Source organism: Pontibacillus chungwhensis BH030062 (assembly GCF_000770675.1).
GTDB lineage: Bacteria > Bacillota > Bacilli > Bacillales > BH030062 > Pontibacillus > Pontibacillus chungwhensis.
In genome coordinates this window covers 1-26,507 of record NZ_AVBG01000011.1, presented here as the reverse complement: position 1 = coordinate 26,507, position 26,507 = coordinate 1, and the positions used below count along the sequence as shown (strand labels likewise).

The window sequence follows — 26,507 nt, the reverse complement described above, 5'->3', positions numbered from 1 at the left end:
TTAATTTGAAATAATGTGTACGATGTAATTTAATGTAAAAAGCATTATGGTAATAAGGGTGACACTTCGTCTGTATTAGGGGGATCTCATCTATTCTATTATTCATTAAAAGACATTAGTTTAGGAATGGGAGGTACCTATGAAAAGCTTAGAGCAATTCTACAATTTCGAGGAGTATGATGACCCCGCTCGTTACGATGAGCAAAATAGTGGATATAAGCGTGATATTCCGCTTCTTATGAAGTGGGCTGAGAAGCAAAATGGACCTATTATCGATCTGGCTTGTGGAACTGGACGAGCCACGTTCCCACTTGCGCGTGCAGGATATGATGTAACGGGAATCGATGTACATCAGGGGATGCTTGAAGAGGCAAAACGTAAAGCCCATAATGAAGACAATATAAATTGGCTCCTTGAAGACTGTGCGAATTTGAACCTCCATAGGAAAGTGGATTTCATATTTACTGTTGGACATTCATTTCAACATTTTCTTACCAATGATTCTCAAGATGGATTGCTAGCTTCTGTTAGTCGCCATTTGAATGAAGGTGGTGTGTTTATCTTTGGCCCGCGCTTCCCAAATGCCTATGAGCTCATAAGTGAACCGGAAGAGGAGATTGACCATTCTTATATGGATGAAGCAACTGGACATACGGTTGATGTGTATCATTTAAGCCGATATGACACTTTAAGTCAGATTCAGTACAATACGAAAATAAGAAGATACAAGAATCAACATGAAGAGGTTGTGCATGAAGGGAAGAGTCTTATAGCTCTTCGGTTTGTCTTTCCTAAAGAAATGGAGAGACTACTTGAGAAGCATGGACTCTCTATTCTTCATGTGTATGGTGATTGGGAAGAAGGGCCTATAAGCGCTGCTAGCAGTGAAATGATCTATGTATGTAAAAAATAAGAAATTCATAAGGTAAATAGAAAACATTGTTATAAATCTTTCAGAGCATAATCAGATGGTCTGAGACAATTAAGTAGAATGATGTATTCGAAAGCAGTAATTTCAAAAATGACAGAAAATATAGTGCCTTTTCAATGGTTTCCCCAATTGATAAAAGGGAATAAGAAACTATGTCTTGCTTCAAGAAGTGGGCAACTAAATATAAATTATTTTCCCGCTAACAAGGAGTGACTTGTAAAATTTATCTTCTCTTGGATAATCCTTTTTCTAATTTCAATTGCCTCGAGAGCAAAATATCTGATAATGTATTTTTAAGGATAAAAAATCTCTTATGGATAGATGATTGTTACATACAACTACCACAAGTTATAACGCGTATGAGGAAGGACTGTCGTTTTGTTAGAATATAAAGTATTGGGCCAAGACAGTAGTAAGGAATATGTTGTTCTTTTACACGGGATAGGGGGGAATTCAAGTATCTTCTTCCCGCAAATTAAGGAGTTTAGAAAGAATTTTAATATCATTGCTATTAATCTTCCGGGACATAAAAATTCACCCAGTGTTGATAGTTATAACGAGGATTTTTCATTTGAATTAGCTTCAAGAGAAGTGTTAAGAGTATTGGATTACCTGAATATAGAGAAAGCACATTTCGTCGGAATATCCTTAGGTTCTGTGCTCATACACAACATTCTATCCATTGCTCCGGAACGGATGGAAACCGTTGTTCTTGGAGGTGCCATTACAAGAATTAATCCTTTATCACGAGTCTTACTTACTCTTGGAGGGTTGTTGAAAAATATGGCACCTCACATGTGGATCTACTCATTATTTGCTTATATATTAATGCCTAAGAATAGTCATAAATCTTCTAGAGACGCTTTTATTAAAGAAGCTACAGAAATGGAACGAAAAGAGTTTCTTGGCTGGTATAAAATCCTTCACACGGTAGAACGAACATTTGAGCACGTTCAACAAGTAGCTTCTCATGTTCCTAAACTTTATTTAACTGGAGAAGAGGACCATATGTTCAAGGGGTACATTAGAAAAGATGCAAAAGAGGCGGGGAACTCTACGTTAATATTGGTTCCTGGAAGTGGACATGTAGTTAATATTGATAAGCCTAAAGAGTTTAACAATTGTGTGCTTTCATTCTTGAAGGAAAAAGGCGATATTAAAGACCACGAGTTAAGGGACAGTTCTCTTACTTAAATGACCATTAAGTAACGTTTTATTAACTCGTGTACCTAATTAAAACATCATGAGATGGAACGTGTATAAAGGGATTGTTAAGATTTTCTTAATAATCTCTTTTTTTTGATGTATAAGTCTTAAGAAACAATGGAAGAGCTATATAATCCTTGACTATTTTTTACATGAAACAGAAAGGGATAAATTAAAGCGTGATCTCAAGGTGACGGGCGATTGAATGATCAAGACCCAGCATTTTATGAAGAGGATTAAAAAAGACAGGGAGAGCCCCTGTCCTTTTGGTTATTCTTTCTTTAGCATCTCTGGAATTTCTGTAAGGTCTATTCCCCAGGCAATGGGGAGCCAGAAATAAACAGCAAGTGTTACAATGATAATACCTGTCAGATTAAGGGCAAATCCCGCTTTGGCCATATCGGGTATTCGTAAGTAATTAGAACCGAAAACGACTGCATTGGGTGGGGTGGCAACAGGGAGCATAAATGCAGATGAAGAAGCCACGCCTGCAGCAATCATAATGGCATATGGGTGAACACCTAAAGCCACAGCTAGAGATGCCATTATCGGGTACATCATATTGGCTGTTGCTGTATTTGAAGTAATCTCCGTTAAGAAAATGACCATTGCAGAAACGACGAGAAGAACAACAAATATATGAATCCCTTGTAACACAGTAAGTCGATTTCCAATCCACTCAGATAATCCGGATTCAATGAATCCTGTTGCAATAGCCAGGCCTCCGCCAAATAGTAACAGTATACCCCAAGGCAATTTAACCGCAGTGTCCCAGTCAAGAAGTCGGTCTCCCTTTGTGGTTCTTGAAGGGATTACAAAAAGTATAAAAGAGGCTGTTAGGGCAATCATGGCGTCTCCAATATTCTCATTTACATAAGGTTGCAAAAGGAAGGAACGAGTTACCCAAGAGAAAGCTGCTAGCGTAAAGACGAGTAAGATCACTTTTTCTTCAAAAGATGCGTTACCAAGATCGTCTTTTTCATTTTTGATGACCTCACGTCCACCAGGTAGTTCACTGATTTTAGGGGGATATGCGACTTTCACAAGGTAAAACCAGGCGATAAATATAAACACCCAGGCAACAGGAACCCCAAACAACATCCAGCGAGCAAATGAGATTTCCACTCCGTATAGGTTGCTAGCAGCAGCTGCAAAAGCTGTATTTGGTGGTGTACCAATGAGTGTAGAAATACCTCCGATTGAAGCGGAATAAGCAATTCCTAACATCAGGGCCTTTCCAAATCCGAAGTTCTCTTTAGATGTATCAATCGAATCATCTTTTAATTGTTCAGAAACCTGATATATAATCGCAAGACCAATTGGCACCATCATCATAGCAGTAGCGGTGTTAGAGATCCACATCGATAAGAAACCTGTCGCGACCATAAATCCTAAAATGATCCGTTTGGTATTTGTTCCGATTGCTAAAATAATCGTTAGTGCTATGCGCTTATGTAGGTTCCATTTCTCCATAGCAAGTGCAATCATAAAGCCACCCATAAATAAAAAGATCGTGTCATCTCCATAAGATGAGGCTGTCTGTTCCATATTCAGACCGCCGGTTAATGGAAATAGCACAATGGGGATGAGAGAAGTAACCGGAATAGGTACGGCTTCAGTCATCCACCATACTGCGACCCAAATGGTACTAGCTAATACTGCTTTCCCTTCATAAGAAAGTCCTTCAGGTTGAAAAAAGATAAAGGTAAGTGCAAATAACAGAGGGCCTGCAAACAGCCCGATTAACTGTGCTTTCTTAAAACTCCTTCCTCCACCATCATCTCCCCCAGAAGATTGTTGTGAGAAATGTTTTTTTGTAGAGGAGGCGTTTTCATCTGGTTTTGCAAAAAAACGCATCAAATCTTTAGCCTGCTCATGCTTCTCCCATAGCCAAGTCCATCTTTGTGTAATCATGAAATCTCTCCTCTATAACATTATGTTCGTTAGGAAGTTCCCTTGTATAGAAGTGGTAAAACTATGAAATTCTATCGAAATTGTAGTAATCTTTGTATTAAACTGTAAATCGATTTACATAAAACTGTAAGATTAATAGCTTTTCTATCGTCTAATGGATAGGCTCTGCTAAAGTTTGCTGTTGTTCTTCTTTACAACAACCCTCTTCAAGAATAGGGCAGAATTAGTGAAGGATCGAAACTGAGACATTTTAGTGCAAATGGGGCCGTTATTTTGTTGAGAGTTTGGGGTGTCTGGGGAACGACTCGCTTTCCGCGGGCGAGCTGTCGAGCTTCCTCGGGAAAACCACCCTGCGGGATCTCGTCGACCTCTTTCTCCCGCAGGAGTCTCCTCGTTCCCCAGACACCCCTTACCAGGTTAAGTATAACGTCCCTCCAGCTCGATTATGGCGGGGATCCAACATTCCGCCCCCTTATGTAGCATGCTTCCGTTCCCTCTATATATGGCAAAGGTGGTTCGGGAAATTGCGAGACTCCTGCGGCAGTAGGAGCCTAGGGGAGACCCCACAGAGAGCGTAGCGAACGAGGAGGCTTCCCAGCTCGCCGCGGAAAGCGAGTGATTTCCCAAACCACCTTACTCTTAATTTGAGCAAACGGAAGCATCCTCTCAACTTCAAGTGTTCCACATAAGGGGGCTTATATGGAACAAAATCAACACTAAGCATTAACAGAGCCAATGGATAAAGAATAAAGGAGGAGGGTGTATGGATCAGGAAGATCAGTTAAAGGAATGGTACGAATTATACAGTCAGCATGTGTACCAGTTTCTCGTGTATTACAATCGAACGGATGACGTAGATGACTTAGTTCAAGAAGTGTTTATAAGAGCTTGGAAACATGCTCCTTCATTTAAAGGAAAAGCTTCACCAAAGACGTGGCTATTCTCAATTGCAAGACGCGTTTCTATTGATCGATACAGAAAGAAAAAATGGGAAAGGTTGATAGATAGAGGAGAGAGTCATGAGGTTGGTTTGACTCCAGAAGAAATAGTATTAAATAAAGAAGAAGATCAGCGATTGTATGAAGCAATTAATAGTTTGAAGCCCAAATATAGAGATGTCGTCATTTGTAGGGGGATTCTGGATTTAAGCACTAAAGAAACAGCCGAGGTGTTGAAGTGGAGTACTGCTAAAGTGGATACAACGTTTCACAGGGCTAAAGAGAAATTAGCGTGCGTAATGAATGAAAGGGGGATTGAACATGCGCGATCACAATAATTTGAAAGATGAAATGAAAAAGCTCCCATCTTTTGAGATGGATGTAAATAGAAAAGCCAGGAATTGGAATAGAATTCAATCTAAAACACAAAAAAGAAATCGTAATTGGTTTCTATACCCCTTATCCGTTGTAGCTTTTCTTCTCATGATTAGTAGTGTAACGCTGCTACTAATGGAAGAAGGACCTTCTGGACCGGCTGAACAAGAATGGACGGCAACTCAAAAGTACTTTGAAGGAGTTGAGCCAATTTATTCTGATTTCCACCTTTTCTCTTCTCTCAACCTTCCGGACAAAAGAGTTGCTCTAGGCTATCTCTACAATGCTTCAATATTTTATACACCTGAGTCTAAGAGGGTTAACCCCCTTGCTAATCATAGGGATGTTTCTGCTTATTTTCAATATACCGAAGAGGAAATGCAGAGTTTGGACATAGAGCCTAAGCTAGAAACGTGGAAGTCTAACGTAAAGACAACATGGGTATTTTTAAGTTCAGCAGAACAACTAATCCAAGAACCTAAATTAAAGGAACAAATCTCTGATCTCATTACAAAAATTTCTTATATTCATAACTCAAATCCTATTTCTGAAAACCTTGCAACGTATAGTGAAGTTAAGGAAGAGCTAGCAGGCATCGTCAGGGAAATTAAAGTCACCGCAAAAGATACTTCTATTTACAAGGGGAAAAGTGAGAACTTTGAACTTACCATACAGGAATTATCTGATGAGAGGCATTTAGCTATCCTTCGTGCTCTAAACGTGGAATCATTGGATGAGGAAGAAGTAGGCGTAGTTTCTTTATCTCTAGTACAATCAAATACTGCTTTTTCAATAAAGGTTGTTGGGAGCACAGGTTATAAAGAAAATCTGAAACTACCAGATTCACTAAAAGAACAAGAAGAATTTGAAGTGATCATAGATGAAAATGAAACCCTGTTGTTATCGGAAGTTAAAAGTCCATATAAAATGAAAGGAAACTAAGTCGAATGAGACTTAGTTTTCTTTCGTCTTAGCAATAACCCATAATTCAGACCTTAGGAATTGCGCTATATACGACAAAGTGTTACCAAGAAAGCCCAGAACAGCAAGCGTTCTGGGCTAATTTTAAGTTTTTAAGAATTATTTTCCAGATCGTTTCTGCAACGGGAAACGTCTTTTGTTCCTACCGCGGTCGATTTCCTTTTTATATTGATCCAAGAGGATTTGTAATCCCTCTCGATCGATTAAAGTTACATCATTTCGCTGTGCTGATTTTATAGCTGAATTTGAGAAACTACGGTTTGTTAGGACAACTTTACGATTAGCTTTCCAATACCCTGCTCCTCCAAGAACTTCATTAATAGCGTTAACCCCAACTTTCTTATCTTTTCCGTAGCACTTTGTTTGAATAGCTGTCTTTACTTTTTTCTTCACCGTTAAAATGTCTGCGCCGTAATCCCCTGTTAAAGGTGTGAGCTGAGTGGAATATCCGAGGCCCTCATATAGTTTAGAGACAAATTGTTCAAACTCCGTCCCGCTCATTTGGTCAATTTCATTCATCGCAAGAGTCTCAAAGCCGTCTTTACTCTTGGAGAATAGAGTGTCGCTGTACTTATGGACGAGCAAAAGCCCTAAAGCAATACTGTAAAGGCTATATACTTCCCAAGAAGCACTCGCTCCCATTGTAAGTACGGTAACAAATAGATAGATGCTTAGTCTTAGTTTCTCAATTAAAGACCAGGTGCGTATCCTTTTCGATCTCTTATAGGTCAGATGAAGCGCTAATGCTTTAGCAGTGTAAATATTCATACCAAGGAGTAAGGCGCTTAAGATCCATCTCGTTTGTAAGTCTTCCTCGCTGATGCTGATACTTAGTAATAGTGCTATAAATATAAAGCAACTGATGATTAATCTTGATTGTAAAGCTGGACTTAGAAGAGAATTCTTTCGTTTGCGTTTGTTCATGCAACCACCCTTATTGATGTTATAGAGCTATCTTTTCCATTTATAGGATAGTTATAAGGGGATTTCAGCCAATTATATTACAATCTCCTATCATTATTTTACGGTTGTATGAATTTGTAGTTGGTACGGGTTCAATCCATTATGATGGGGGAACGAGGGAGGAGTACTTTCTAAGAATGTGAGGGGATCAATCATGAGCCTTTTTGGTTACATTAAGAAATATGGTTCCATGTCAAGAAGACAGAGGAAAACAGAACTAAACTCTACTCTTTGGTTTATGCCTTTATGGTATATTGCTGGCGCTATTTTATTATCTATATTTACGTTTTATTTGGACTATATATTAGATGTCGGATCGTATTTACCTGTTGGACTAGGATTTAGTGGGACAACACTCCAAGTGTTACTGAGTGCACTTGTTGGTGGAGTGTTGACACTTAGTGCTTTTACCATTAACTCATTGCTGGTTGCATTAACAACTTTTAGTGGTCAATTCTCCTCAAAGATGCTTGTCAACTTTGTGAGTGATAAGATGACGCAGCATGTATTAGGAATCTTTAACGGCAGCTTTATCTATGTGTTGTTAAACTTCCTATATGTTACGCATGAGAAGGAAGAATATATCTTTGCAACTCCAATTCTATCGATCCTGACTGCGATTATTGCAGCATTAACATTTGTTTACTTTATTAATCATACGACAACATGGATGCAGGTACACAATATTAGTTTTAATATGAATGAGAAATCAAAATCTGTCCAAGAATCACTCATACAGGAAGAGGAACCTTTCATACTCGATTATGAGGATGGTCGTGTTCAAAAATTACCGGATGAAGAAGGGATTGTCTTGTTTTCTCCTAAAACAGGGTATGTTCAGCTTGCTGATATTGCCCAAATTGTCCAAGAAGCAGAACGTGATGGGATTACTGTAAAGCTTGAGGCTGGCATTGGAGAATTTGTCCTAAGCGAGGCTCCATTACTAACAATATGGACAAAAAATAACGTAATCAATGATGATAAGTATTTAGGTTTCATTGAGATCGGTGAAAAGCAAACTGAAATTCAGGATCTTGAGTACGGTGTCAATAAGCTTGCTGAAGTGGCCATTAAAGCGATTGGTAACAATGATCCTTTAACCGTATCAAACACGTTGCATCAAATTACAGATTTATTGAAAAGCATTGGGAAACAATCCAATTTCTCTCCATATCTCGGAGACAGAAAGGGGAAGCTTCGATTTATACTCGATCAGAAAGATTTCAGCTTTTATCTTCATAAAGGGTTTGCTCATGTACGGGAATACGCGAACCACAACACCGCTATCTTATCAGAGATATTAAGGATGACAGCTCTACTTGCAAAGGTGCTTCCTGAGAAGTTGCATAAAGACCTGTGGGAGTTCGCATATGAAACCGTGCTAGGGCTTCAAGACTGTCAACTGCATAGGCAGGATTGTTATACGTTACTTGACCCCCTGTATAAGATCTCAAAAGACACAGGGGAGGTTGATGCTTTCCAATCCGTGAAAGAAAATCTCTTGTGCACCATTCGTGTAGATCCACAATTTGGCTAGATCATACGTAGGGACGTTACTCTATATTTATGGGTAGCGTCTTCTTTTATTTGGATGTGTTACAATTTTAGGTAAAATCATGATTATGCAAGACTTTATAACTGGTAAATATGGTAAAATGATGAATGAAATTTTATGATCTAATTCATTCTTTTACTAATTTAATAAAGGGATGGCTTGTCTTTAGTACAAAGACTCAAACGACAATGCAATAAATGTCAGGAGGGGAGCGAGCTTTTGAAGATATACATAGGAGCGTTAGCCCTTGCTCTGTTAGCAGGGTGTCAAAGTGAGGGTGCCATGCTCAACACAGATCATTTAAAGGTTTATGAGAATGTACTTGAAACAGAAAAAGAGCAACCGACAATGTATGAAGCGAACTCAGTAGAAGAAGCTGTTGAGTCTCTTCCATTTCGATTGAGGATTCCGACTGACCTTCCAGAAGCCTATGGTTCGTTCGATGATGTGCTCATTAGCGACTTTAAAGATCCTGATGATCAACAAGATATCGGGATAGCTCTTACAGCTTCTACAGAAGGAAGGGATAAAAAGAGTATCGCGATTTTTGCTGCAGATTTTGAACTAGTAGACTTTGAACAACTTATTAAACATAGTAATGAAATTAAGCTATCGGGCGGTCAGAAAGCTTATTACTCAGCTTCTTCCAATAAAGAGGAGAAAGATTTTCAATCTCCAAGTGTGTACTGGATGAAAGATGGTGTCCTACATGAAATTTCCCATGCAGGGAGTGGAGACAACTCTGAACAGATTAAAGAATTACTGATGGACCTAGCAAGTCAAATGATCCAAGGTGACAGTGGGTAATGATCCTTAAACGAATAAAGTGTCACGTACCAGTAAATCTAAAGGAATCATTTCAAGAAGCTCAAACTTATTGGAGTGACCTTAGTGAAATGGATGGATTTAGTGGCCAGTTTGGCGGTTGGGATTCGTCTGATTTAGAAACGGCTTATATTTTTAGTTTTTGGGAGGACCTCTCATCGTATCAAAAATTTATGAGGAACATGCATGATCGATTTGTTCAAAATAATGGTCAAGAGAGGACTTATGATGGTATTTGGGTCACCTTATATCATCGAGAATCCCCCTTGGTGATCCCTCCTTTTGCTCAACTAGAAACATGCTCTATATCCCACAAATCTGATTTAGAAAGTAGATATGTGTTCTCTTCTATTAATAATAAGAGCCATACCATAAGTTTGGCATTTGATACTACTCCCATTTCCGGAGAAGTATCCATTCAATTAGAGAAAAGTTGGAATGTTGAAAGGCTATAAAAACAGGAATAAACTAAAAGGGGATGAGTTGTTGAATAAATTAAATAAAAAACTGCTCTTCACAACAATAGGAGGCTTAGCCGGTACATTACTAGTAGGTTATCTAGCAATGACCTTGATCGTACAAGCGAAATTCCAGAGTGTTAAGTCGGAAGTACTCAATCATAATCCGGAAATTACTTCGATTGAAAGCATTAATAGACTAGGAGGGTGGGGTGAGTTCTTTAGAGAATATGTCCTAATTGTTAAGAAAGGCTCTGATACAGAATATAGAATTTGGACATTCGGAAATGGCAAGATCACTGATGAAGCGGTAATAATAGAATAACCTAGAATTATATTACAGAAAGTTGAAGATAATAGGAATAATGGTCGGTAGTTTATCATCCATATAATAGGGGAAGAAAAATAGATAAACAGAGGTGATCGATATGAATAATCTTGTACAGAACAGAGAGGCCGACTTGTTACCGGACGAAGTTGAAATGGTGAATAATTATTTAGCTGATTTGTTTGTTGTAAGAGGGAAGTTGGATATCTTTATAATGGGGGATGATGAACAACAACTTCCTTATGAAGAGCTTAAAGATTATGTATCTGATGAAATGGAATTGCTAACAGATCGGCTGAAACGTAATGGCAATGATCCTGTAGGGTCTTCTGAAGGAGTATTCCAACGTTCAGCTATTGAAGTAAATAAATCTTTTCTATGGGAAGATTTAAACATCCTGGCAACAGATCTGCGCGATAAAGATTTAGATCTACTTAATGATGCAGTTGAAGTGTACGAAATTTATAGTGAACGGCTGCGAACATTAGAGGTGTAAACCAAAAAATCCCACATGAACATGGAATGTGGGATTTTTTTGCTTATTTTTCGTTTAAATAGAAGCCGATATATTCAAGTGCTCCCTCTAGGTTCTGGACGGTCTTTGCCTTCAGGTCTTGAATATGCTGACTACTTATATTATGAAGTGCAGCTTCAGGTGTAATCCCTGTAATAATCGTTTCTGCGCCAATTAATTGAAGCGACTGAACAAGCTTCACAAGTAAAGTCGGAAATACGTCATCTACAATGACAAGCCCCGATAAATCAATAATGATATAATCGATTTGTTTACTAGAAGTATGTCGCAACACTGTGTCCATAATTTTGCTCGCTCGATCATCGTCAATTACTCCTTGGAGCGTAAGGATTGATACTCCGTTCGTAATTGGAAGGATAGGGACATTGAGAAAACCCATATTAAACTTGGTTTGGTCGAGCTCGATAATATGTGAAAGTAGGTCAGCCATAGACTTTAAGTATTCTACGTCCTCGTCGCTGAAGACTTTTTCTTCCCTGTCCATTACACATAACGTTCCAAATACAGTTCCTTCAGTATCTGTAAGGGTAACACCTAAGTAGCCTTTTACACCAAGTTCAGGAGTGACGACTAAGTCCTTGGTCACCGGGTACTCATTGACATCTGGTGTGTGCATCTCTTGGTTTTTATTGTTAATAATATGTCGGCAATAACTACCGCCATACTCTACTTCGTAACCCTCTGGGATGATTTCCTCATCTTTGTTAAAAGAGCTAAGTACTGTCATTGCATTTTCTCCGCGCTTGGCTACGTAAGCTGTATTAACATTTAAACGGGTGCTAATCATATTGAACATCTTCTTAGAGGCGGTTTTCAAAGATTGAAAGTCCGTTGAGTTCAAATTGTACTCTTTTCCCATTAATTGGTTTCCTCCTCTATTGGTGACTAACTTCACCTATCCTTCCATTGTAAGGGTTATATTCCTATTAAGTAAAATAAAGAATATATACTAGAAAAAGGAGTCAATTACACATCTACGAAAAGCAGTGGGCAAGAGTCTAAATTTGTATGGTCGTGTGTAGCCTCTGAACAAAAATAATGATGTAGCGCACTAGTAACTTTTACATGTTGTTTACATGAATGGAAAGCATACTGCCGAACTTTTGAATGAGCCTCTGTCTCTGTTCTGAAGTAATGTGATCTATTAGAAGTTCTAAACGATTATTCTCCATGTCATATCTTATTTGGTAGTTATTTTCCTTGTTTTCAATTATTGTATCTGTTTCTTCGTAAACCATAGGGACTTTGCTCATAAGTTTATTCATAGAATGATTAACGGTTTTCCATTGAACAGTTTCATGAGGAAGGGTTTTCAACACTTTCTTTTTAAATTCTTGGGTTTGATCCCCCTGTTCAATTAGTCCAATTACAATTTTTTGTTGTTCTCGATCGAGGTATGTAACCCCGTATTCGTTTATACCATTTTTATCACCGAACACCTCTTGTTGAAGATCTGCTAATGTATGAGTATAAAGATATTGAAGATCTTTCGTTTGTTTTATATGGTCATTGTATTGAAATTCATTCAGAGAAGTAGAGAGGGTGTTTTCGGTTTGATCTTGAATCTCGAGTTGTGAGTGGTTCTTTGAAGCATCACTTACCATATTTCCTGTCACTCCCCAAGCGCTAAGCAGCAAACCTATCGAAAGCGCCCCTTTGTAAAGATGTTTAGATTTCATTAGATAAGTCCCCTTGTAAAGTTGGTTCAGTAGGTTAGACGAACGGAAGGTGGGGGAAGTTTCAGTTAGAGTCCAATAAGATATAATTTATGCATTAGATACCAAGTTCTCACTCAAATGTCTTATGTAATGTATAGTATTGAAGTCCTTTAGAATTCTTTTTGGCCGCTTCTGCATAATGGATTGCCTCATCTAATTGACCAGCCAACCTTTCTCGTTCTGCCATTAAAGTATTTTTCATCCAAGTGGTTTGAATCTCATCAATAATGCGATTAGCATGTGCTAGATCTCCCTCTTCCAGACGTATAAAACCTTCATAATACGCGCGATAAGCAGGTGCTGTAATATAACTCAGCTCTTCATTAGCAGCTTCAAGATCTTTAAAATGAAGGGCTTCGCCGATTTTGTAAAGGGCTTGACGTGAACGCTGTTTTGATTTTGAGACTAATTTTTCTGTACTAGATTTAATTTCCTCATCTAGCCCATTGGCGAGAGCATATACCGTATAAAAGGTAAGGTTTTTCTTATTCTTTAACAAAAATCGTTCGATTTTGGGTATATCCTTCTCCCATAACAAAATGTTAAGTGTCGGGAAGATCGCAAAGGCTACCATTAGCACTCCAAAGAAAGCAATAAGCCATAGGTTTGTAATCTCGAAATAATAAAGAAAGAAAAACCCTACTGCACTTAATATAAATGTAGGTAAGCTTTGCAAAATGATCCCTCCATTTCTTGGGTTTATTATAGCATGGAAAAAGGTGGAGCGGGACGCCTTTTATGCTTTAGTTGCAGATGAGGGTTCAATAGGATTGGTTCTAATACGTTTTCTATTCAGAAGAAGTAATGTAAAACCAATCATAAACAAGCTTGATGGAATAATGCTCCATAAAGCACCTATCTTATCTAAGGCTAATCCATAAGTCATCATCCCAAGCGGAGATAACCCCTGCGCCATCATTTCCATAATGCCAAACACCCTTCCTTTTACGCCTTCCTCAATCACGTTCTGCAAAAGTACACCAAGAGGGGTGTTAATCAAGGATATAGAGATTCCGTAGAAGAGACCTATTATAATATAATAGCTTACGTTAGCCAGATAACTAAGCGAGAACACCAAGGGCAAAGTGGTAAGTGCCATTAGGAAACTTGCTATTATAATCCCCCACTTTGTTAATCGAAGTGGGTTACGGGATGTCTTTCTTACAGAAAAATACACCGAAGCAAGAAGCATGCCGCATGCAAAAGTCCCTTCTATAATACCGAAGTGCTCAGGTTGAATATCAAGTCGTTCAACTGCCATATAAGGTAGTCCAATAGCTAGAGCAACGGCAAAGAAATTTATAAGTAAAGATACCAGAAATAAGTTAAAGAGTGTTTGATTATGCCTTACATATTGCAAGCCCTCTATGAGAGAGGTATATAAAGAAGATGGTTTGGTATGAGGTTGGTTTCTGTAAAGGGAGAAATTCATGGTAGATTGTAATAAGATTGAAACGACATAGCTCGAAATGTAAATGAATAGAAATGTCTTCATGGAAACAAGTCCAAATAACGCTCCTCCAAGAATAGGCCCACCGATTGTCGATAGAGAAATGGAAGCTTGTTGAAAGGCCATTGCTTTTTGAATTCTTTCTTGATCAAATAGTTGTGTAATCGCTGAAGTAAGAGTGACGCTATTAAAGGTTGAACAGAGTGAGAGTAATGTCGTAGCTGTATAGATAGCGTACATGTTGAGGTTATGAATATACGTAAAGGTTAATAAGCTCGTAACAATAAGTGCCGCACCTCCTTGAGAGAAGAGGACCATTTTCTTCTTTGATAACCGATCGGCAAATGTGCCAGCAAATGGGGCCAGTATTGCCCTTGGGAGGGTGTTACAAATAAGATTTACGGCAAATCCAATGGCTGAACCTGTAGCTGTTAAAATATATAAGCTAATACCAAATCCATAAACGTTGTTTCCGAAAGATGATATAAACTTACTACACGCAAACGCCCATAAATGGTAAATTACTCGTTTTTCCACTTGCAATAGAATCGCCCCTTAGAGGTGAGTTTAATTAAATTAAACAAATCATAACATAACGCAAGCTTTCAAAAAAGGAAAAAGTTTAATATAATTAAACATAGTGAGGGGGGATAGTATGAGATCTTTAGGAGAGCGTATTAAAACACTTAGGAAGAAGAAAAGGTTAACGTTGCAGGGGTTAGCTGGTGAACATATGACTAAAGGGATGGTTAGCTTAATTGAGAATGATAAAGCAAAGCCCTCAATGGAAAGTCTTCATTACATTGCAGAACAGCTTGATGTAACCGTGAACGAGTTACTTGAGGAAGTCAGTGCAACAGAAATGCGAGATCTTCTAGCTACTATTGAAACTTACTTCAGAGAAGGAAATGATGAGGAAGTCGTAAGACAGGTTTCATTAGTTCAAACCGAGCACTTCCCTTTGTCCTATGAATCAGCCAAAGTGTTAGAGATCTACGGAAAGAGTTTATACAAAAGAGGGGATCCAAATTGGGAAGCTTATTTAGATCTTGCGGATCATCAGTATATGACATTACACCTTTATGAAGAGTCCGCTCAACTGACATTGTTCAATTCGTGGATGAGGATGGAAGATATGCAATACGATGAATCCCTCTATTTATTAAGAGAGAAACGTGACGTAATTCAATCAAAAGGGGCAGCACTTGAAACGTTAACCTCTTTGAAATACAAGACTCATGAAGCTTCTTTGCTTTTTGCAACTGGGCAAAATAAAGAAGCGAAGGAAGTTCTGCAATCTGCGATATCATACTCAAGAACAACAAAAATCTTTTACCATATTGAAGAACAATACCGCATCGCTTGTTTATATGCGATTATGATGCGAAATGATGAGGATGTATCGTATTATCTAGGAAAGCTTGATTTATACAGTCAGTTTGTAGATAGTGCTGAGACAAAAGCAGCGGTACTGTTATTGAAATCCCATTATTATAATGAAGCTGCAAGAGAATATGAAGAAGCGATCCGCACTATTGAGGATTTTAAAGATGTGACAGGAGGATCAGTGGATTCGTATTATGTTATGGAAAAGGGGAAGGCTCTATATCATATGGGTAATGTAGAAGAAGCATTAGACCTATTAAATCAATTTACCATTATCCCAGAGTGGGTGCATCCGTTTGATCGTTCCATGATCCACCAAGTAAAAGCCTATCAAGCCCTTTGCTTTAAGGATTTAGGGGAATGGGAAAAGGGTAAGATGTATGCAAAAGAAGCTTATGAAGGGATCAAAGGTTTACCCGAAACCCCTTATCAAGCATTTGTGAATGAAACCTTTAAACATTTCTCATAAAAAATGGTCAACAGACTTATTCTATGATTAAATAGAAACGAGGAAACAGAAGGAGGACATACCGTGAAGAAAAAATTAATCAAGACTATTATTGTCAGCATCATTGTAATCACGGGATTATCGTTTTACTTGAATACGAAAATTGCCCATCACGATACGCTACATGATGTTAAAGTTATTGAGAAACATGATAAAGAGATGGAAAAATCCCATAAGTACATAATCAAGGTAGAAGGCATGAAGAAAGAATTAAGATTTAAAGACAAGATGACCTGGAACCTTGTTGAAGTCGGTGAGACTTATGATATTGAATATGAATATTCAAAAGCTCATCCTCCCACAGTTAAAGCCATTGGTGATCTTGAAGGCCATGGTGGCGGACATTAATACAATCATTTTCTTAGAAGTTCCTATTTCGAAATGAGATGGGATCTTTTTTTATAGTTTGATTAAGGGATGGGGAAAAATGTATATGGTACAATTTAGGAGGGTAATGCAAGGTGAAGGGAGGGTAAGAATTTGCTAAAAAAACTTATCATTTTATATTGTATCATTATGAATACTGTTTTCGTATTAGGGGCTGTAGATATTCTTTCGTTTTGGGAAGCGGCTGTAGCCTTTATCTTACCTACCCTTATATTTATTGTATATATAGAAATAGGTCATACATAAGAAAGGAGTATGAAATAATCGGTTATTTCATACTCCTTAATTCTTTAAGGTCTGCTCTTCACCAAGCAAGCTGTGTAAGACATGGCTTGGTGGAGTGGTACTCTTTCCTCGTATTCCCCTTTATCGTAATCCACAGCCCCGCCTGGTATAGAGTGATCCAGTAGGAGAGTGCTTTTCGTAAGGAGAAGTTCAAGATCTGCTGGGGAGTAGCAACGAAGCGACTGAGTCACAGCTTGGCTTTCATCGTTAACTGACCACCAAGTGTCAATCATTCGACAGTGATAAGGATCAAAGTCATACTGTCTCATAATGTCATCAAAGCTCATTTCTATTCCGGCAGCATTTGCCCAATACCAAGGAGTGTAGCAATCAATGATCGCTTGGCTACCAGGACTTAACCATTCTTCTATTAGGTGTAGGAGTTTCGTTTGGTCCTCATCTGAGCCGACGCCGAAGCCGTCCCAATAGCAAATACAGTCAAAAGGGTGATTAAACTCTGCTTCATAGAAATCCCCTTCTATGATATGAATACTATCTTCAACTCCATGCTCTGTAGCCAAGGCTTTCATCCTCACTACCGCTTTTGGAACAAGTTCAATAACAGTTACGTCGTATCCTCGTTTGGCTGCAGCAACAGCAAACTGACCTGTCCCTCCACCTAATTCGAGGAGGTTGCGGGGCTTTTCCTCCAATAGATCCTCCATCTTATCAACCAAGTCATCCCGTAGTATCTGGTTCAAGGGGTTATTTGTTAACAGTTCATACTGCCTATTATAAAATTCTTTAACCCATTCCATGTGTAAGTCCTCCTTTTAATAAATGGATGTTGGATGAGAACTTCACAAAGATCAATAGTATAAGAGCACGGTCATCCTCCTAATTTTCCGACAATTCTATCTCTATTGTAGGTTAACAACCATTTCTTCTCAATAAAAATTTCCAAATGATTCTTTCATGAACCATTTGGACAGGCATAGGATGAAAGAAAGAAGATCTTTCGAAATGGGGAGCGTCGTTTATGCCATCCAAAATTGCTGCCTCTTTTTATGCGACTTTATCCATCACGTTTTGGGGCATTTCTTTTGTCTCGACAAAGGCTGTTTTAGATAAACTTGACCCTTACACAGTCCTGGTCATTCGGTTTGGGATAGGGGCAATCTTTCTTTTATGTGTGCTGCTCGTAATGAGATATCCTATGAAACTATCCCTCAGGTCTATTCCATCTCTAATTGTGCTTGGAATACTAGGAGTCTTCGTTCACCAAATTATACAAGCAACAGCGCTATTAACTATTGATGCTTCCCATGCAGGGTGGATGATTTCATTTTCTCCTGTGTTTACTGTTTTTTTATCCATGGTTTTTCTACATGAGAAAGTAACCTTGTCTAGAGCTATTGGTATAGTTTCGGCTATAGCCGGGGTAATCTTGATTACGACCTCAAGAAGTGGACAGGGGTTAGAATTTGCCATAAATATTGGATATCTTCTCATGCTTCTTAGTACGTTGAACTGGGCGGTGTATGGTATTTTACTCAAACGCTTACCCATACCTTTACCATCATTAGTCATTACGTTTTATATGAGTGCGTTATCCTTTTTGCTAACAGTCCCCATTCTTGTGAAAAGCCGAGGATGGCAGAGCTTACCGTTTTTATCTGCTACAGAGTGGGGGCACCTTATTTTTCTTGGGGTGTTTGTCTCAGGTATTGCTTATTGGTATTGGGGAAAAGCACATGAAGTGCTTGAAGCCTCTCAAGCGTCTGCGTTTATGTATTTAGAACCACTAGCTACATTAATAGCAGCGGTTTTGCTTCTTCACGAAAAAATCTTTTTCCAAAGTATAGCAGGAGGCGTCATTATTATCGTGGGCGTCGTCTTTGTAAATGGTCAAGTGTGGAACCTAATCAGATTACTTAAAAAGAGGAGGATATAGGATGGAATGGAAACATCGTTTAGAAGATGTTCTCGGAAAACTAAAATCACCTTCAAAAGAAGAGTTAAGGTATGCACTTATGCAGCTTGATACAAAAGTGGATGATGTAGAGGAGCATCTTAAGGACCCTGAAGGGAAGCCTTATTACAGAAAAGTATTGTTTCATAACCAAGAGGTGGAACTGCTCGTGATGAACTGGTCAAACCTTCAATGTGCCCCTCATGATCACGGTAATTCTTATGGGTGGATACACGTCCTAAACGGTACGACTAAGCACACGGTTTTTGAGGTTAAAGACGGACGGATTCCACGTGCTTTATTTGATGAACAAAAACATGCAGGAGAGTTTCTGTTCGCTCCTGTTAAAGGGGTGCATACTATGAAAGATCGTAACGAGAGTGGGTTAATTACTTTACACCTCTATGCTCCTCCAATAAAAGACATGATGGTGTATGACTTGGAGGCGTGCGCGGCTTGTGTTGTCTCAGAAGATTGTGGAGCTTGGTGGCCGGAGGATTTGCGGCAACGTGTAAAAGAATTAAAGTTAAAGGCTTGAGGATAATCTTCCTTAAGCCTTTTCGTTACTTCCGGTCGATCAGTCAACATCGATTCGCATAGGCTCATCGTGTATCCTTGATCTCACTACGGTTCAGTCCAGTCTATACGTTGCTAAACAGGCACTTTCGCTTTTGATCGTCTAGCTCCAGTGCCTAGCAACTAGTAGACTTCCCTCACCTCCGGTCGATCAGTCATCATCGATCCGCATAGGCTCATCGTGTTTCCTTGACCTCACTGCGGCTCAGTCCAGTCTATACGTTGCTAAACAGGCACTTTCGCTTTTGAATACTAGCCTGTACAGATCATAATGATATTGCCATCGGGGTCTTTAATTGTAAAGAAAGAAAGGTCTTCAAAACGTGTGATGTTAGAGGTAATGCTATATCCTAATTCCTTTACATATTGGTACGAAGCGTTAATATCATCCGTATGGAAGTTGAATAGAGGGTGAGCTTAGGGAGTTACTTTTTGTTTCTCTCCGGGAGGTCCGGCATCGAGTAGGACTCCAGTGTAGTGATCAATCTTCATGTTGTAGACTGGTTCCTCTACTTCAGAAGGGTTACATTCCTGACCTAGTAGATCAGAGTACCATCTGGCGGAAGTTTGTAGGTCACTTACGGGCACAAACATGGTGTTTATGCTGTTATGGATGGGGCTTTTAGTTGTTTTCATTTAATCGCTCCTTTTAAGTTCTTAATCTACCATTTCTAGAAAATTGAAAAAATCCTTTTTGGGCGATATCGTTTTTGGTTAATTGTGGTACGATAATGTGGGGTTAAATGGTAAGGGTAGTATCTTAAATTAGGGTTGTTCCCTTTTATGTGCAAACCTATACACATTACTCTGAATGAAGGGGTGAAAAGGTGAAACGAATGATATTATTTCTTTTCCTTTTCGTTATACTAGCAGCCTGTGCGGAAGAGGAAAAAGGAAATGAAGATGTAACAATTAAACCGATTGAGTTAACCGATCGCGAGAAAAAACTTGTATCAGCTACAGGAATTAGCTATACAAAATACTTCGAAATGAATGGCAGTTTAGGGGAAGGGGAAGACCTTGTTACGACATTTACCTATTATAAAGATGGTGAATTTCTAAAAGGCGGTAGTAAAATGTTTGGTGCACTGAAAACTACATATGAAGATGACCTTTTATCGTTTGCAATGTTGAAAGATGAGGAACTAGCCCATCTTTATATGGGAGATGGAAATGGCCTTGGGGGTAGTAAGGCTACTATACCAGAGGACCTTGGGATGTCCACTTACGGTGGGCTATCAGAGAAACACACGCTAGTAAAAGGAGAAGAAGCTTATGTCGCCTATTGGGTAGCATCTGGCGATAATTCTATAAGTAGTGGTGGGATGGGAGATCCTACTAAACTTCCGGAAGTAATTAAAGAGGAAGATTTTGCTATTGTTATGAGTGTTGAGATAAAAGACAAAGAGGATATAAATCATTAATAAAAAGGCACTTTTTTGGGCGAAAGGTGCCTTTTCTGTGTAAAGAAGTATATGGAAGCACAAAAGTATCCGAAGATCGACTTAAGCTCTGCCTAACTAACAGAAAAGAACTGAGCTAAAAGGCTCAGTTCTTCTCTCAAAACTCATGAAACAACGTAACCACAGTTATCGAAAGTCCTGCAACAAAGCATGCAACCGTTATCATCCAGTGAAAAATGAAGAAGGAAGCGAGTGTGGATAAGGCAGCCCATAAAAACCAAATGAGCCAAGGTTTATTGAGCATTTACTTCCATGTCACCTTCATACATTTTACTAAACACTTTTGCGAAAGCTGCAACGGTGTTTCGAATTTCTTCATTGTTGTTCGCGTAGCCACCGATCTCAATTAGCAAAGCTTTCTCAGATAAATCTTGATTATAGAGTCCATTTCCTTGAGCTTTACTTTTCTGGAAGACGCCTCGGCTGATGCTTGGGTATTCTTTATTTAGTTTCTTGTTTAACTCGGTTACAAAACGAAGGTTTTCCTCATAGAATTTGTTCTCTTTACCCACAATGAAGAAAAGCCGGGCATAGGGCTGTCCGTTTATTGTTGTTGTCGTGATCTCTTTGTCAACGGAATCACGATGCAGGTCGAAGATGTATTCTACTTTATCATTTTTTGCTAAAGCTTCTGCGGCAATCTCTCTTGAAGCTTTGTAAGAATCAGGATATGACCAGTTTCTTTCTTTCAACTCGGTTGCGACGTTATCCTTCACATGCTGAGATTGAATATTGTATTTTAGCAATTCTTCTTTCAGCATGGATCCGACGTTGACTATATTCTTTGTCTCGTCGTGACTGACAGCTTCATTAGGTTTTGTTGCTCCGTTTAAGTTTGGTAAGAATGCTTCCCACGTATGTGTATGATAGATCAATACAGAAGCTTCTTCTGGTACTTTATCTTCTTCAGGTGATGTATCCTTTTTATCCTCAGCGCTTGAGAAGAAGTCATCGGGCGGTGGAGACTCGTATGGAAGTGTGGTGTAATCTGTTCCCTCTCCGGCTATTAAGATTTCTGTATGGTACGCATCTAACCCTGGTATCTCCCGCCCAAGAAGACTACGTGCATCTCCAAGACGAATATCGGTTAAAGCATCAACTACAAATTTAGAAGTAGATAGATCTGGTACCTCTTCTTCATATTCTTGTAAAAGAGGGGGCATTTCTCTCCCCATTACAGCCAACAATACTTCTGTGCTTTGAAACGACTTTAAGGCATTTTCAATTGTCTGAGATGATAAGAATGTTTTGCTATAAGAGGTAGCCGTCATAATCGCGATCATAATAAATAGGAACCCATAGATTACTAGATATCGACTTATGAAAGTTACCTTTGATTGTATAGAAGCTTTTGATATTCGTTGCAAACGTGACCCCTCCCTCACTCTATCTTTATGTGAGAGGGAAGAAGAATATTAAATAAAAATAGGTTTTCTAGCAATCTTTAAAAGAGATTGAATTGTTAAATAGAGAGTTAGACGATGAAAGAGGGCAATATAGGTGTTTGTCGAAAAAAGTAATTTAATGAAAACCTTTGTCATTTAATGGATAAAAACCTCCCTTTAGAAGGATTTACGTTGTATGTGTAGTAAAAGTGAGTAAGGAGGGAGAGGTGTATGGATTTTCTTCGCCGTTGGTCAGGTGTGGCTATTTTAGTTTTGCTTGCATTACTATCATTTAGTAAGGGTTTGAAACTATGGTCTCTTGGTACAAACATAGATGGGGATGGAATTGGTGTGTATTTCTTTCTTATCGAGATTACTGATTTACTCCCAGAAGAAAGGATTCCAACCTATGCCGCAGGTTTTTTTATCCTAAGCTTAGTGGCCCTTATCATCTCAATTGCCATGATTCGTGAGAACATCGTAAAGGTGGATGCGAGTCAGTAGAGTTGCTTACTCATTAAAATATAAAAATTACGAATGAATAGAAGATGAAATCATAATGATTTTGTCTTCTATTTATTTTCTCTGTTATGTAGATTTCATTTTTACAAATAAGCACCTTATGCGGAACACTCGAAGCTGAGAGAATGTTTCCGTGCTTGAGGTGGGCCTAGCCAGGGGTTAAAAAAGAAAAGGAGAGTTCGACTAAGATAGTAATCTTCCTACTTGCCTTTTCTAAAAGCTCAGGTATACGATGAACAGTGATGGGCATAGGGTAAACTGAGGTGAGGTGAAGGGGGTATGATAATGAAAGTACGCTTTATACCAATGAAACAAGAAACATTCGAAAGTTATTATACAGATTCAATACGTGAATACGCTATGGAACATGTGAAAGCAGGGAACTGGACAGAGTCAGAAGCCCTGATTAATGCACAAGAGCAATTTGAGACGCTTTTGCCAAATGATCTTGATACGAATGATCACGATTTATTTACGATCGTCAATGAGGATCGAAACGAGGTTGGCATGATCTGGCTTCATCGTCAGCATCGTCTTGAAGAAGCGCACATATTTATTTATGATATAAAACTGCACGAAGAAGAACAAGGAAAAGGATACGGTACGGCCACTATGAAAGCATTAGAGGTATATGCTGAATCGTTGGAGATTAGCCAAATTGGGCTACACGTCTTCGCTCATAATAAAATAGCCCTTGGACTCTATAAAAAAATGGGGTATGAAACGACTGATCTTGTGATGAAGAAAAGACTCATCTAATGTAACTGCTTTAAGTGAGCAAATAGGTATAAGCCTTTCTTAATGTTTAGAGATTCATTTAAATAAAGGTGGACGACTCATAAGAGTCGCCCGCTTTTTTACTTTTTTTCTTCAGGTTTTTTATTGGCATCTGGCATAATCTCATCAGCAAATTCCGCGAACGCAGCTCCTGAAGGGCGGGAGTCAGCACGCTTCATATACTCCTGAATCTTACCAGCATATTTACGCATCGGTTCATTTTGATTCGTGCCTTCATCCTGGCGACCGCGCGCGATACCATAAAAGGCAGCGCTAACCATTGTAGCCATTACACCTAAGACAGACATCACCATCGGGCCACGGCTTCTTTTTCGTTTACCAAACAGTCCCATCCACATGGGTTGTTTTTTTGTATTAAACATGGACCACCATTGATTGTTCTTCATCGAAACATCCTCTCTTTAAGAGTGGTTCTCCTTACTTAGTGTTTCAATAAAGAGATGCTTTATGAGGGGAATAACAATTCAAATCTCTACAAATTCTACCTTTATCTCCTTTAAGATATGTTATAGTGGCATGCATAAACCAAAATAATGAGGTGTAAGAAAATAATGGATCACTATGAATCTTTACATAAAAAGCCTAATCGGTTAATTCATGAGAAATCCCCTTATTTGCTTCAGCACGCATACAATCCTGTTGATTGGTACCCATGGGGAGAAGAAGCCTTTCAAAAAGCAAATTTAGAAGGGAAGCCGATCTTTCTAAGCATTGGGTATTCGACTTGTCATTGGTGCCACGTAATGGAACGAGAATCCTTTGAAGACGAGAAGGTAGCAAAGCTTTTAAATGAGCGCTTTGTATCGATAAAGGTAGATCGGGAGGAGCGACCAGATCTGGATTCAATCTATATGACTGTTTGTCATATGATGAACGGGATGGGCGGATGGCCTCTTAACGTGTTCCTCACCCCTGAACAGGTCCCTTTTTATTCTGGTACATATTTTCCAAAAGAGAGCAGGTACGGGATGCCGGGTTTTCGCGATGTGATCTTGCAGCTCTATCACAACTTTAAAGAGCAGCCTGACAAAGTGAAAAACATTGAGAATAATGTACAAAATGCACTCGACCAGGCGTTTAATATGGAAAATACCACAGTTTTAACAAAAGACGTCCTTCACCAAACCTATGAGGCCTTCCATAATAACTACGATGAGACATATGGAGGTTTTGGTAGTGCTCCAAAATTCCCAAGACCCCACACACTAATGTATTTGTTACGTTACTATCGATATTCTGGAGAAGAAAAGGCTCTTAGTATGGTTGAGAAAACCCTGGATGGACTTGCGGCTGGAGGAATATATGACCATATTGGATACGGATTTTCCCGGTACAGTGTTGATGAGAAATTTTTAGTGCCGCACTTTGAGAAAATGCTTTATGATCAAGCTCTTCTTGCGATTACGTATACAGAAGCCTATCAAGTAACTAAAGAAGAGCGTTTCAAAAAGATAGCACAAGAAGTTATTTCTTATGTTCTTCGTGAATTAAAGCATGCAGAGGGAGGCTTTTACTCTGCTGAGGACGCGGATTCAGAAGGTGTGGAAGGAAAGTTTTATGTTTGGACTCCTAATGAAGTAACAGAAATCCTTGGACAACATCTGGGGGAATTGTTTTGTGACGTATATGACATTAAAGAACAAGGGAACTTTGAAGGGAAAAGTATTCCGAATTTGCTTCAACTTGACCTCAAATCCTATGCATTACGAAATGGCTTAGAAGAAAAAAGGCTTCGGGAGTCACTTGAAGTTGGGAGGGAGAAGTTATTTGAGGCAAGAGAGGCGAGGGTTCGTCCATTTAAAGATGATAAAATTATCACCTCCTGGAATGGAATGATGATTACAGCTCTTGCAAAAGCTTCTAGAGTGTTTGGAAACAAAACCTATTTTGAAGAAGCGAAACAATCCCTACAATTTATAGAACGGCACCTATTTGTAGATGGCCGCCTTATGGTGCGATATCGAGATGGTGAAGTGAAACATTTAGGGCTAATTGATGATTATGCGTATTTATTATGGGCATATATCGAAATGTATGAAGCAAGTTTTAACCTTGACTATTTACAAAAGGCGAATATACTTAGTGAGCAAATGATGGCTTTATTTTTAGATGCAGATCAGGGAGGTTTCTATCTATATGGTACCGATCATGAACAGCTTATAACCCGTCCTAAAGAAGCTGCGGATGGAGCGGTGCCTTCTGGGAATAGTGTAGCTTCCTTACAGCTTTTGCGATTAGCAAGATTAACTGGTGATGTTAGGAAAGAAGAAGTTGTAAATCATACAATTGCTTCCTTCACAGATGACTTAGTGAAGTATTCAGATGGGCATGCGTACTTTTTGCAGACGTATTTGCTTATTCAAAGTAGCGCTAAAGAAGTTGTGGTCCTTAAAAGTGAAGGGGATGACGGAATGAATGAACTACTGCGTTCTCTTCAAGAAGATTTCCACCCTGAATTGACTTATCTCGTTGGTGATTCTGTAGAAAGACTTGCAAGCCTTGCACCTTTCACAGCAGATTATAAAAAAATTCATAATCGTTCGACTGCCTATATCTGCGAAAACTTTTCTTGTATGCCTCCTACTACAGAAGTCGCAGAAGCGATCCGCCATATAAAAGCATAAGAAAAAAAGAAAAGCATTTGGCTTCAATAGCCAAATGCTTTTTTTCGATCCATTCATTATAAGAACATACCTGCTCCAGCAAGTAGTGATGTTAATAACATCGTTACAATCATAAGGTACACAACAAACTTTTGACGCTTTTCACGCTTTGATGGTTTGCGTTGCTGTGTAGATTCTGTTTGTTTCTTTTGTGTAGTTTTAGATGCCATAGTATTGACCTCCTTCGTCCCCGATACTAGTCCCATTTTAACCCGAATTCTGAAAATGAACAAGTCTCCTTTTCATACACTTCTGTTGCTTGATCTTCTGCTTAGAAAGGTTTTGTTACCGTTTAAGGTTGTTATTTAACCAGTTTGTTCAAAAATAGGGCAGTAATCTTGAAGACTCGAAACTGAGAGAATGTTTCCGTTAGCTCTAATTGTGTGTAAGGTGGGACTGGAAACCACTCGCTTTCCTGTGGGGAGCTGGTGAGTCTCCTCAGCCG

29 protein-coding genes and 1 pseudogene are annotated in these 26,507 nt (G+C 38.9%); 18 read left to right on the top strand and 12 right to left on the bottom strand.

Translation table 11 applies throughout. The features are described 5' to 3' along the window. Window positions 1-139: 139 nt before the first annotated feature. Complete coding sequence (locus N780_RS13710) at window positions 140-913, top strand: class I SAM-dependent methyltransferase (RefSeq protein WP_036785186.1); 774 nt, start codon at window positions 140-142, stop codon at window positions 911-913. 396 nt (window positions 914-1,309) lie between these two features. After that, a complete protein-coding gene (locus tag N780_RS13705) occupies window positions 1,310-2,125 on the top strand; it encodes an alpha/beta fold hydrolase (protein WP_052115080.1) in 816 nt (271 codons plus the stop codon). Between the two features lie 282 nt (window positions 2,126-2,407). Here N780_RS13705 and N780_RS13700 read toward each other — a convergent pair whose 3' ends face one another. Continuing rightward, window positions 2,408-4,051 (bottom strand): SLC13 family permease, encoded by a 1,644-nt coding sequence (locus N780_RS13700; RefSeq protein ID WP_036785184.1) that lies wholly within the window; start codon window positions 4,049-4,051, stop codon window positions 2,408-2,410. A 763-nt stretch (window positions 4,052-4,814) separates the two neighbouring features. Between N780_RS13700 and N780_RS13695 the strand changes: the two genes are divergently transcribed. Both N780_RS13695 and N780_RS13690 read left to right on the top strand, forming a co-directional pair. After that, window positions 4,815-5,327 carry an RNA polymerase sigma factor gene (locus N780_RS13695; protein WP_036785182.1) on the top strand — a complete coding sequence of 171 codons (513 nt, stop codon included), beginning with the start codon at window positions 4,815-4,817 and terminating at the stop codon, window positions 5,325-5,327. Beyond that, window positions 5,311-6,306: a hypothetical protein gene (locus N780_RS13690; RefSeq protein ID WP_036785179.1), complete on the top strand. Its 996-nt coding sequence runs from the start codon at window positions 5,311-5,313 to the stop codon at window positions 6,304-6,306. Before N780_RS13695 ends, N780_RS13690 begins: the two co-directional genes overlap by 17 nt. 138 nt (window positions 6,307-6,444) lie before the next feature. Here N780_RS13690 and N780_RS19305 read toward each other — a convergent pair whose 3' ends face one another. After that, window positions 6,445-7,269 carry a restriction endonuclease gene (locus tag N780_RS19305; RefSeq protein WP_052115079.1) on the bottom strand — a complete coding sequence of 275 codons (825 nt, stop codon included), beginning with the start codon at window positions 7,267-7,269 and terminating at the stop codon, window positions 6,445-6,447. A 193-nt stretch (window positions 7,270-7,462) separates the two neighbouring features. Here N780_RS19305 and N780_RS13680 point away from each other — a divergent pair, with 193 nt between their 5' ends. The 5 genes from N780_RS13680 to N780_RS13660 all read left to right on the top strand — a co-directional run bounded on the left by N780_RS13680 (window position 7,463) and on the right by N780_RS13660 (window position 10,970). Beyond that, window positions 7,463-8,845 carry a DUF2254 domain-containing protein gene (locus N780_RS13680; protein WP_052115078.1) on the top strand — a complete coding sequence of 461 codons (1,383 nt, stop codon included), beginning with the start codon at window positions 7,463-7,465 and terminating at the stop codon, window positions 8,843-8,845. A 237-nt stretch (window positions 8,846-9,082) separates the two neighbouring features. Beyond that, window positions 9,083-9,670 (top strand): hypothetical protein, encoded by a 588-nt coding sequence (locus N780_RS13675; RefSeq protein WP_036785177.1) that lies wholly within the window; start codon window positions 9,083-9,085, stop codon window positions 9,668-9,670. After that, window positions 9,670-10,143, top strand: a complete 474-nt coding sequence (locus N780_RS19300) for a DUF4937 domain-containing protein (RefSeq protein WP_052115077.1) — start codon at window positions 9,670-9,672, stop codon at window positions 10,141-10,143. Before N780_RS13675 ends, N780_RS19300 begins: the two co-directional genes overlap by 1 nt. A gap of 31 nt (window positions 10,144-10,174) precedes the next feature. Continuing rightward, window positions 10,175-10,471, top strand: a complete 297-nt coding sequence (locus N780_RS13665; protein ID WP_198135864.1) for a hypothetical protein — start codon at window positions 10,175-10,177, stop codon at window positions 10,469-10,471. A 103-nt stretch (window positions 10,472-10,574) separates the two neighbouring features. Further along, complete coding sequence (locus N780_RS13660; protein WP_036785173.1) at window positions 10,575-10,970, top strand: hypothetical protein; 396 nt, start codon at window positions 10,575-10,577, stop codon at window positions 10,968-10,970. A gap of 43 nt (window positions 10,971-11,013) precedes the next feature. On the opposite strand, the gene N780_RS13655 is transcribed toward N780_RS13660, so the two are convergent. The 4 genes from N780_RS13655 to N780_RS13640 form a co-directional block, all read right to left on the bottom strand. Beyond that, window positions 11,014-11,868 (bottom strand): STAS domain-containing protein, encoded by an 855-nt coding sequence (locus tag N780_RS13655; protein WP_036785170.1) that lies wholly within the window; start codon window positions 11,866-11,868, stop codon window positions 11,014-11,016. Window positions 11,869-12,070: 202 nt separating this feature from the next. Further along, on the bottom strand, window positions 12,071-12,688 hold the full coding sequence (locus N780_RS13650; protein WP_036785167.1) for a hypothetical protein: 618 nt from the start codon (window positions 12,686-12,688) through the stop codon (window positions 12,071-12,073). Window positions 12,689-12,797: 109 nt separating this feature from the next. Then, window positions 12,798-13,403, bottom strand: coding sequence for a hypothetical protein (locus N780_RS13645; protein WP_036785164.1), 606 nt, complete (start codon window positions 13,401-13,403; stop codon window positions 12,798-12,800). A gap of 60 nt (window positions 13,404-13,463) precedes the next feature. After that, window positions 13,464-14,714 carry an MFS transporter gene (locus tag N780_RS13640; protein WP_232299546.1) on the bottom strand — a complete coding sequence of 417 codons (1,251 nt, stop codon included), beginning with the start codon at window positions 14,712-14,714 and terminating at the stop codon, window positions 13,464-13,466. A gap of 118 nt (window positions 14,715-14,832) precedes the next feature. Here N780_RS13640 and N780_RS13635 point away from each other — a divergent pair, with 118 nt between their 5' ends. The 3 genes from N780_RS13635 to N780_RS19925 all read left to right on the top strand — a co-directional run bounded on the left by N780_RS13635 (window position 14,833) and on the right by N780_RS19925 (window position 16,704). Continuing rightward, window positions 14,833-16,032, top strand: coding sequence for a helix-turn-helix domain-containing protein (locus N780_RS13635; RefSeq protein ID WP_036785161.1), 1,200 nt, complete (start codon window positions 14,833-14,835; stop codon window positions 16,030-16,032). Window positions 16,033-16,095: 63 nt separating this feature from the next. Beyond that, on the top strand, window positions 16,096-16,419 hold the full coding sequence (locus N780_RS13630) for a hypothetical protein (RefSeq protein WP_036785159.1): 324 nt from the start codon (window positions 16,096-16,098) through the stop codon (window positions 16,417-16,419). 132 nt (window positions 16,420-16,551) lie between these two features. Beyond that, the gene (locus N780_RS19925; RefSeq protein WP_156969186.1) at window positions 16,552-16,704 is read left to right on the top strand and encodes a hypothetical protein; all 153 of its coding nucleotides are present in this window, start codon (window positions 16,552-16,554) and stop codon (window positions 16,702-16,704) included. A gap of 44 nt (window positions 16,705-16,748) precedes the next feature. On the opposite strand, the gene N780_RS13625 is transcribed toward N780_RS19925, so the two are convergent. Further along, entirely contained in the window at window positions 16,749-17,501 is a 753-nt protein-coding gene (locus tag N780_RS13625) for a class I SAM-dependent methyltransferase (protein WP_036785156.1), read from the bottom strand. A 221-nt stretch (window positions 17,502-17,722) separates the two neighbouring features. Here N780_RS13625 and N780_RS13620 point away from each other — a divergent pair, with 221 nt between their 5' ends. Beyond that, window positions 17,723-18,637: a DMT family transporter gene (locus tag N780_RS13620; protein ID WP_036785154.1), complete on the top strand. Its 915-nt coding sequence runs from the start codon at window positions 17,723-17,725 to the stop codon at window positions 18,635-18,637. Window position 18,638: 1 nt separating this feature from the next. Further along, window positions 18,639-19,193, top strand: a complete 555-nt coding sequence (locus tag N780_RS13615) for a cysteine dioxygenase (RefSeq protein ID WP_036785151.1) — start codon at window positions 18,639-18,641, stop codon at window positions 19,191-19,193. Window positions 19,194-19,483: 290 nt separating this feature from the next. On the opposite strand, the pseudogene N780_RS20200 reads toward N780_RS13615, so the two are convergent. Next, window positions 19,484-19,624, bottom strand: a pseudogene (locus N780_RS20200) (VOC family protein); the annotation flags it as partial. Between the two features lie 24 nt (window positions 19,625-19,648). Then, on the bottom strand, window positions 19,649-19,867 hold the full coding sequence (locus N780_RS20195; RefSeq protein WP_232299542.1) for a VOC family protein: 219 nt from the start codon (window positions 19,865-19,867) through the stop codon (window positions 19,649-19,651). A 200-nt stretch (window positions 19,868-20,067) separates the two neighbouring features. Here N780_RS20195 and N780_RS13605 point away from each other — a divergent pair, with 200 nt between their 5' ends. Next, on the top strand, window positions 20,068-20,655 hold the full coding sequence (locus N780_RS13605) for a YgaN family protein (protein ID WP_500038623.1): 588 nt from the start codon (window positions 20,068-20,070) through the stop codon (window positions 20,653-20,655). A 272-nt stretch (window positions 20,656-20,927) separates the two neighbouring features. Here N780_RS13605 and spoIIP read toward each other — a convergent pair whose 3' ends face one another. After that, a complete protein-coding gene (spoIIP, locus tag N780_RS13600; protein WP_052115075.1) occupies window positions 20,928-22,061 on the bottom strand; it encodes a stage II sporulation protein P in 1,134 nt (377 codons plus the stop codon). Between the two features lie 249 nt (window positions 22,062-22,310). Between spoIIP and N780_RS13595 the strand changes: the two genes are divergently transcribed. Both N780_RS13595 and N780_RS13590 read left to right on the top strand, forming a co-directional pair. Further along, complete coding sequence (locus tag N780_RS13595) at window positions 22,311-22,583, top strand: hypothetical protein (RefSeq protein ID WP_036785146.1); 273 nt, start codon at window positions 22,311-22,313, stop codon at window positions 22,581-22,583. Between the two features lie 303 nt (window positions 22,584-22,886). Further along, window positions 22,887-23,360 (top strand): GNAT family N-acetyltransferase, encoded by a 474-nt coding sequence (locus N780_RS13590; RefSeq protein WP_036785144.1) that lies wholly within the window; start codon window positions 22,887-22,889, stop codon window positions 23,358-23,360. Window positions 23,361-23,458: 98 nt separating this feature from the next. Here N780_RS13590 and N780_RS13585 read toward each other — a convergent pair whose 3' ends face one another. Continuing rightward, window positions 23,459-23,785: a hypothetical protein gene (locus N780_RS13585; protein ID WP_036785142.1), complete on the bottom strand. Its 327-nt coding sequence runs from the start codon at window positions 23,783-23,785 to the stop codon at window positions 23,459-23,461. Window positions 23,786-23,950: 165 nt separating this feature from the next. Here N780_RS13585 and N780_RS13580 point away from each other — a divergent pair, with 165 nt between their 5' ends. Then, the gene (locus N780_RS13580; protein WP_036785139.1) at window positions 23,951-26,023 is read left to right on the top strand and encodes a thioredoxin domain-containing protein; all 2,073 of its coding nucleotides are present in this window, start codon (window positions 23,951-23,953) and stop codon (window positions 26,021-26,023) included. Window positions 26,024-26,079: 56 nt separating this feature from the next. Here N780_RS13580 and prli42 read toward each other — a convergent pair whose 3' ends face one another. Then, the gene (gene prli42 / locus N780_RS19920; protein WP_156969185.1) at window positions 26,080-26,232 is read right to left on the bottom strand and encodes a stressosome-associated protein Prli42; all 153 of its coding nucleotides are present in this window, start codon (window positions 26,230-26,232) and stop codon (window positions 26,080-26,082) included. Window positions 26,233-26,507: the final 275 nt, after the last annotated feature.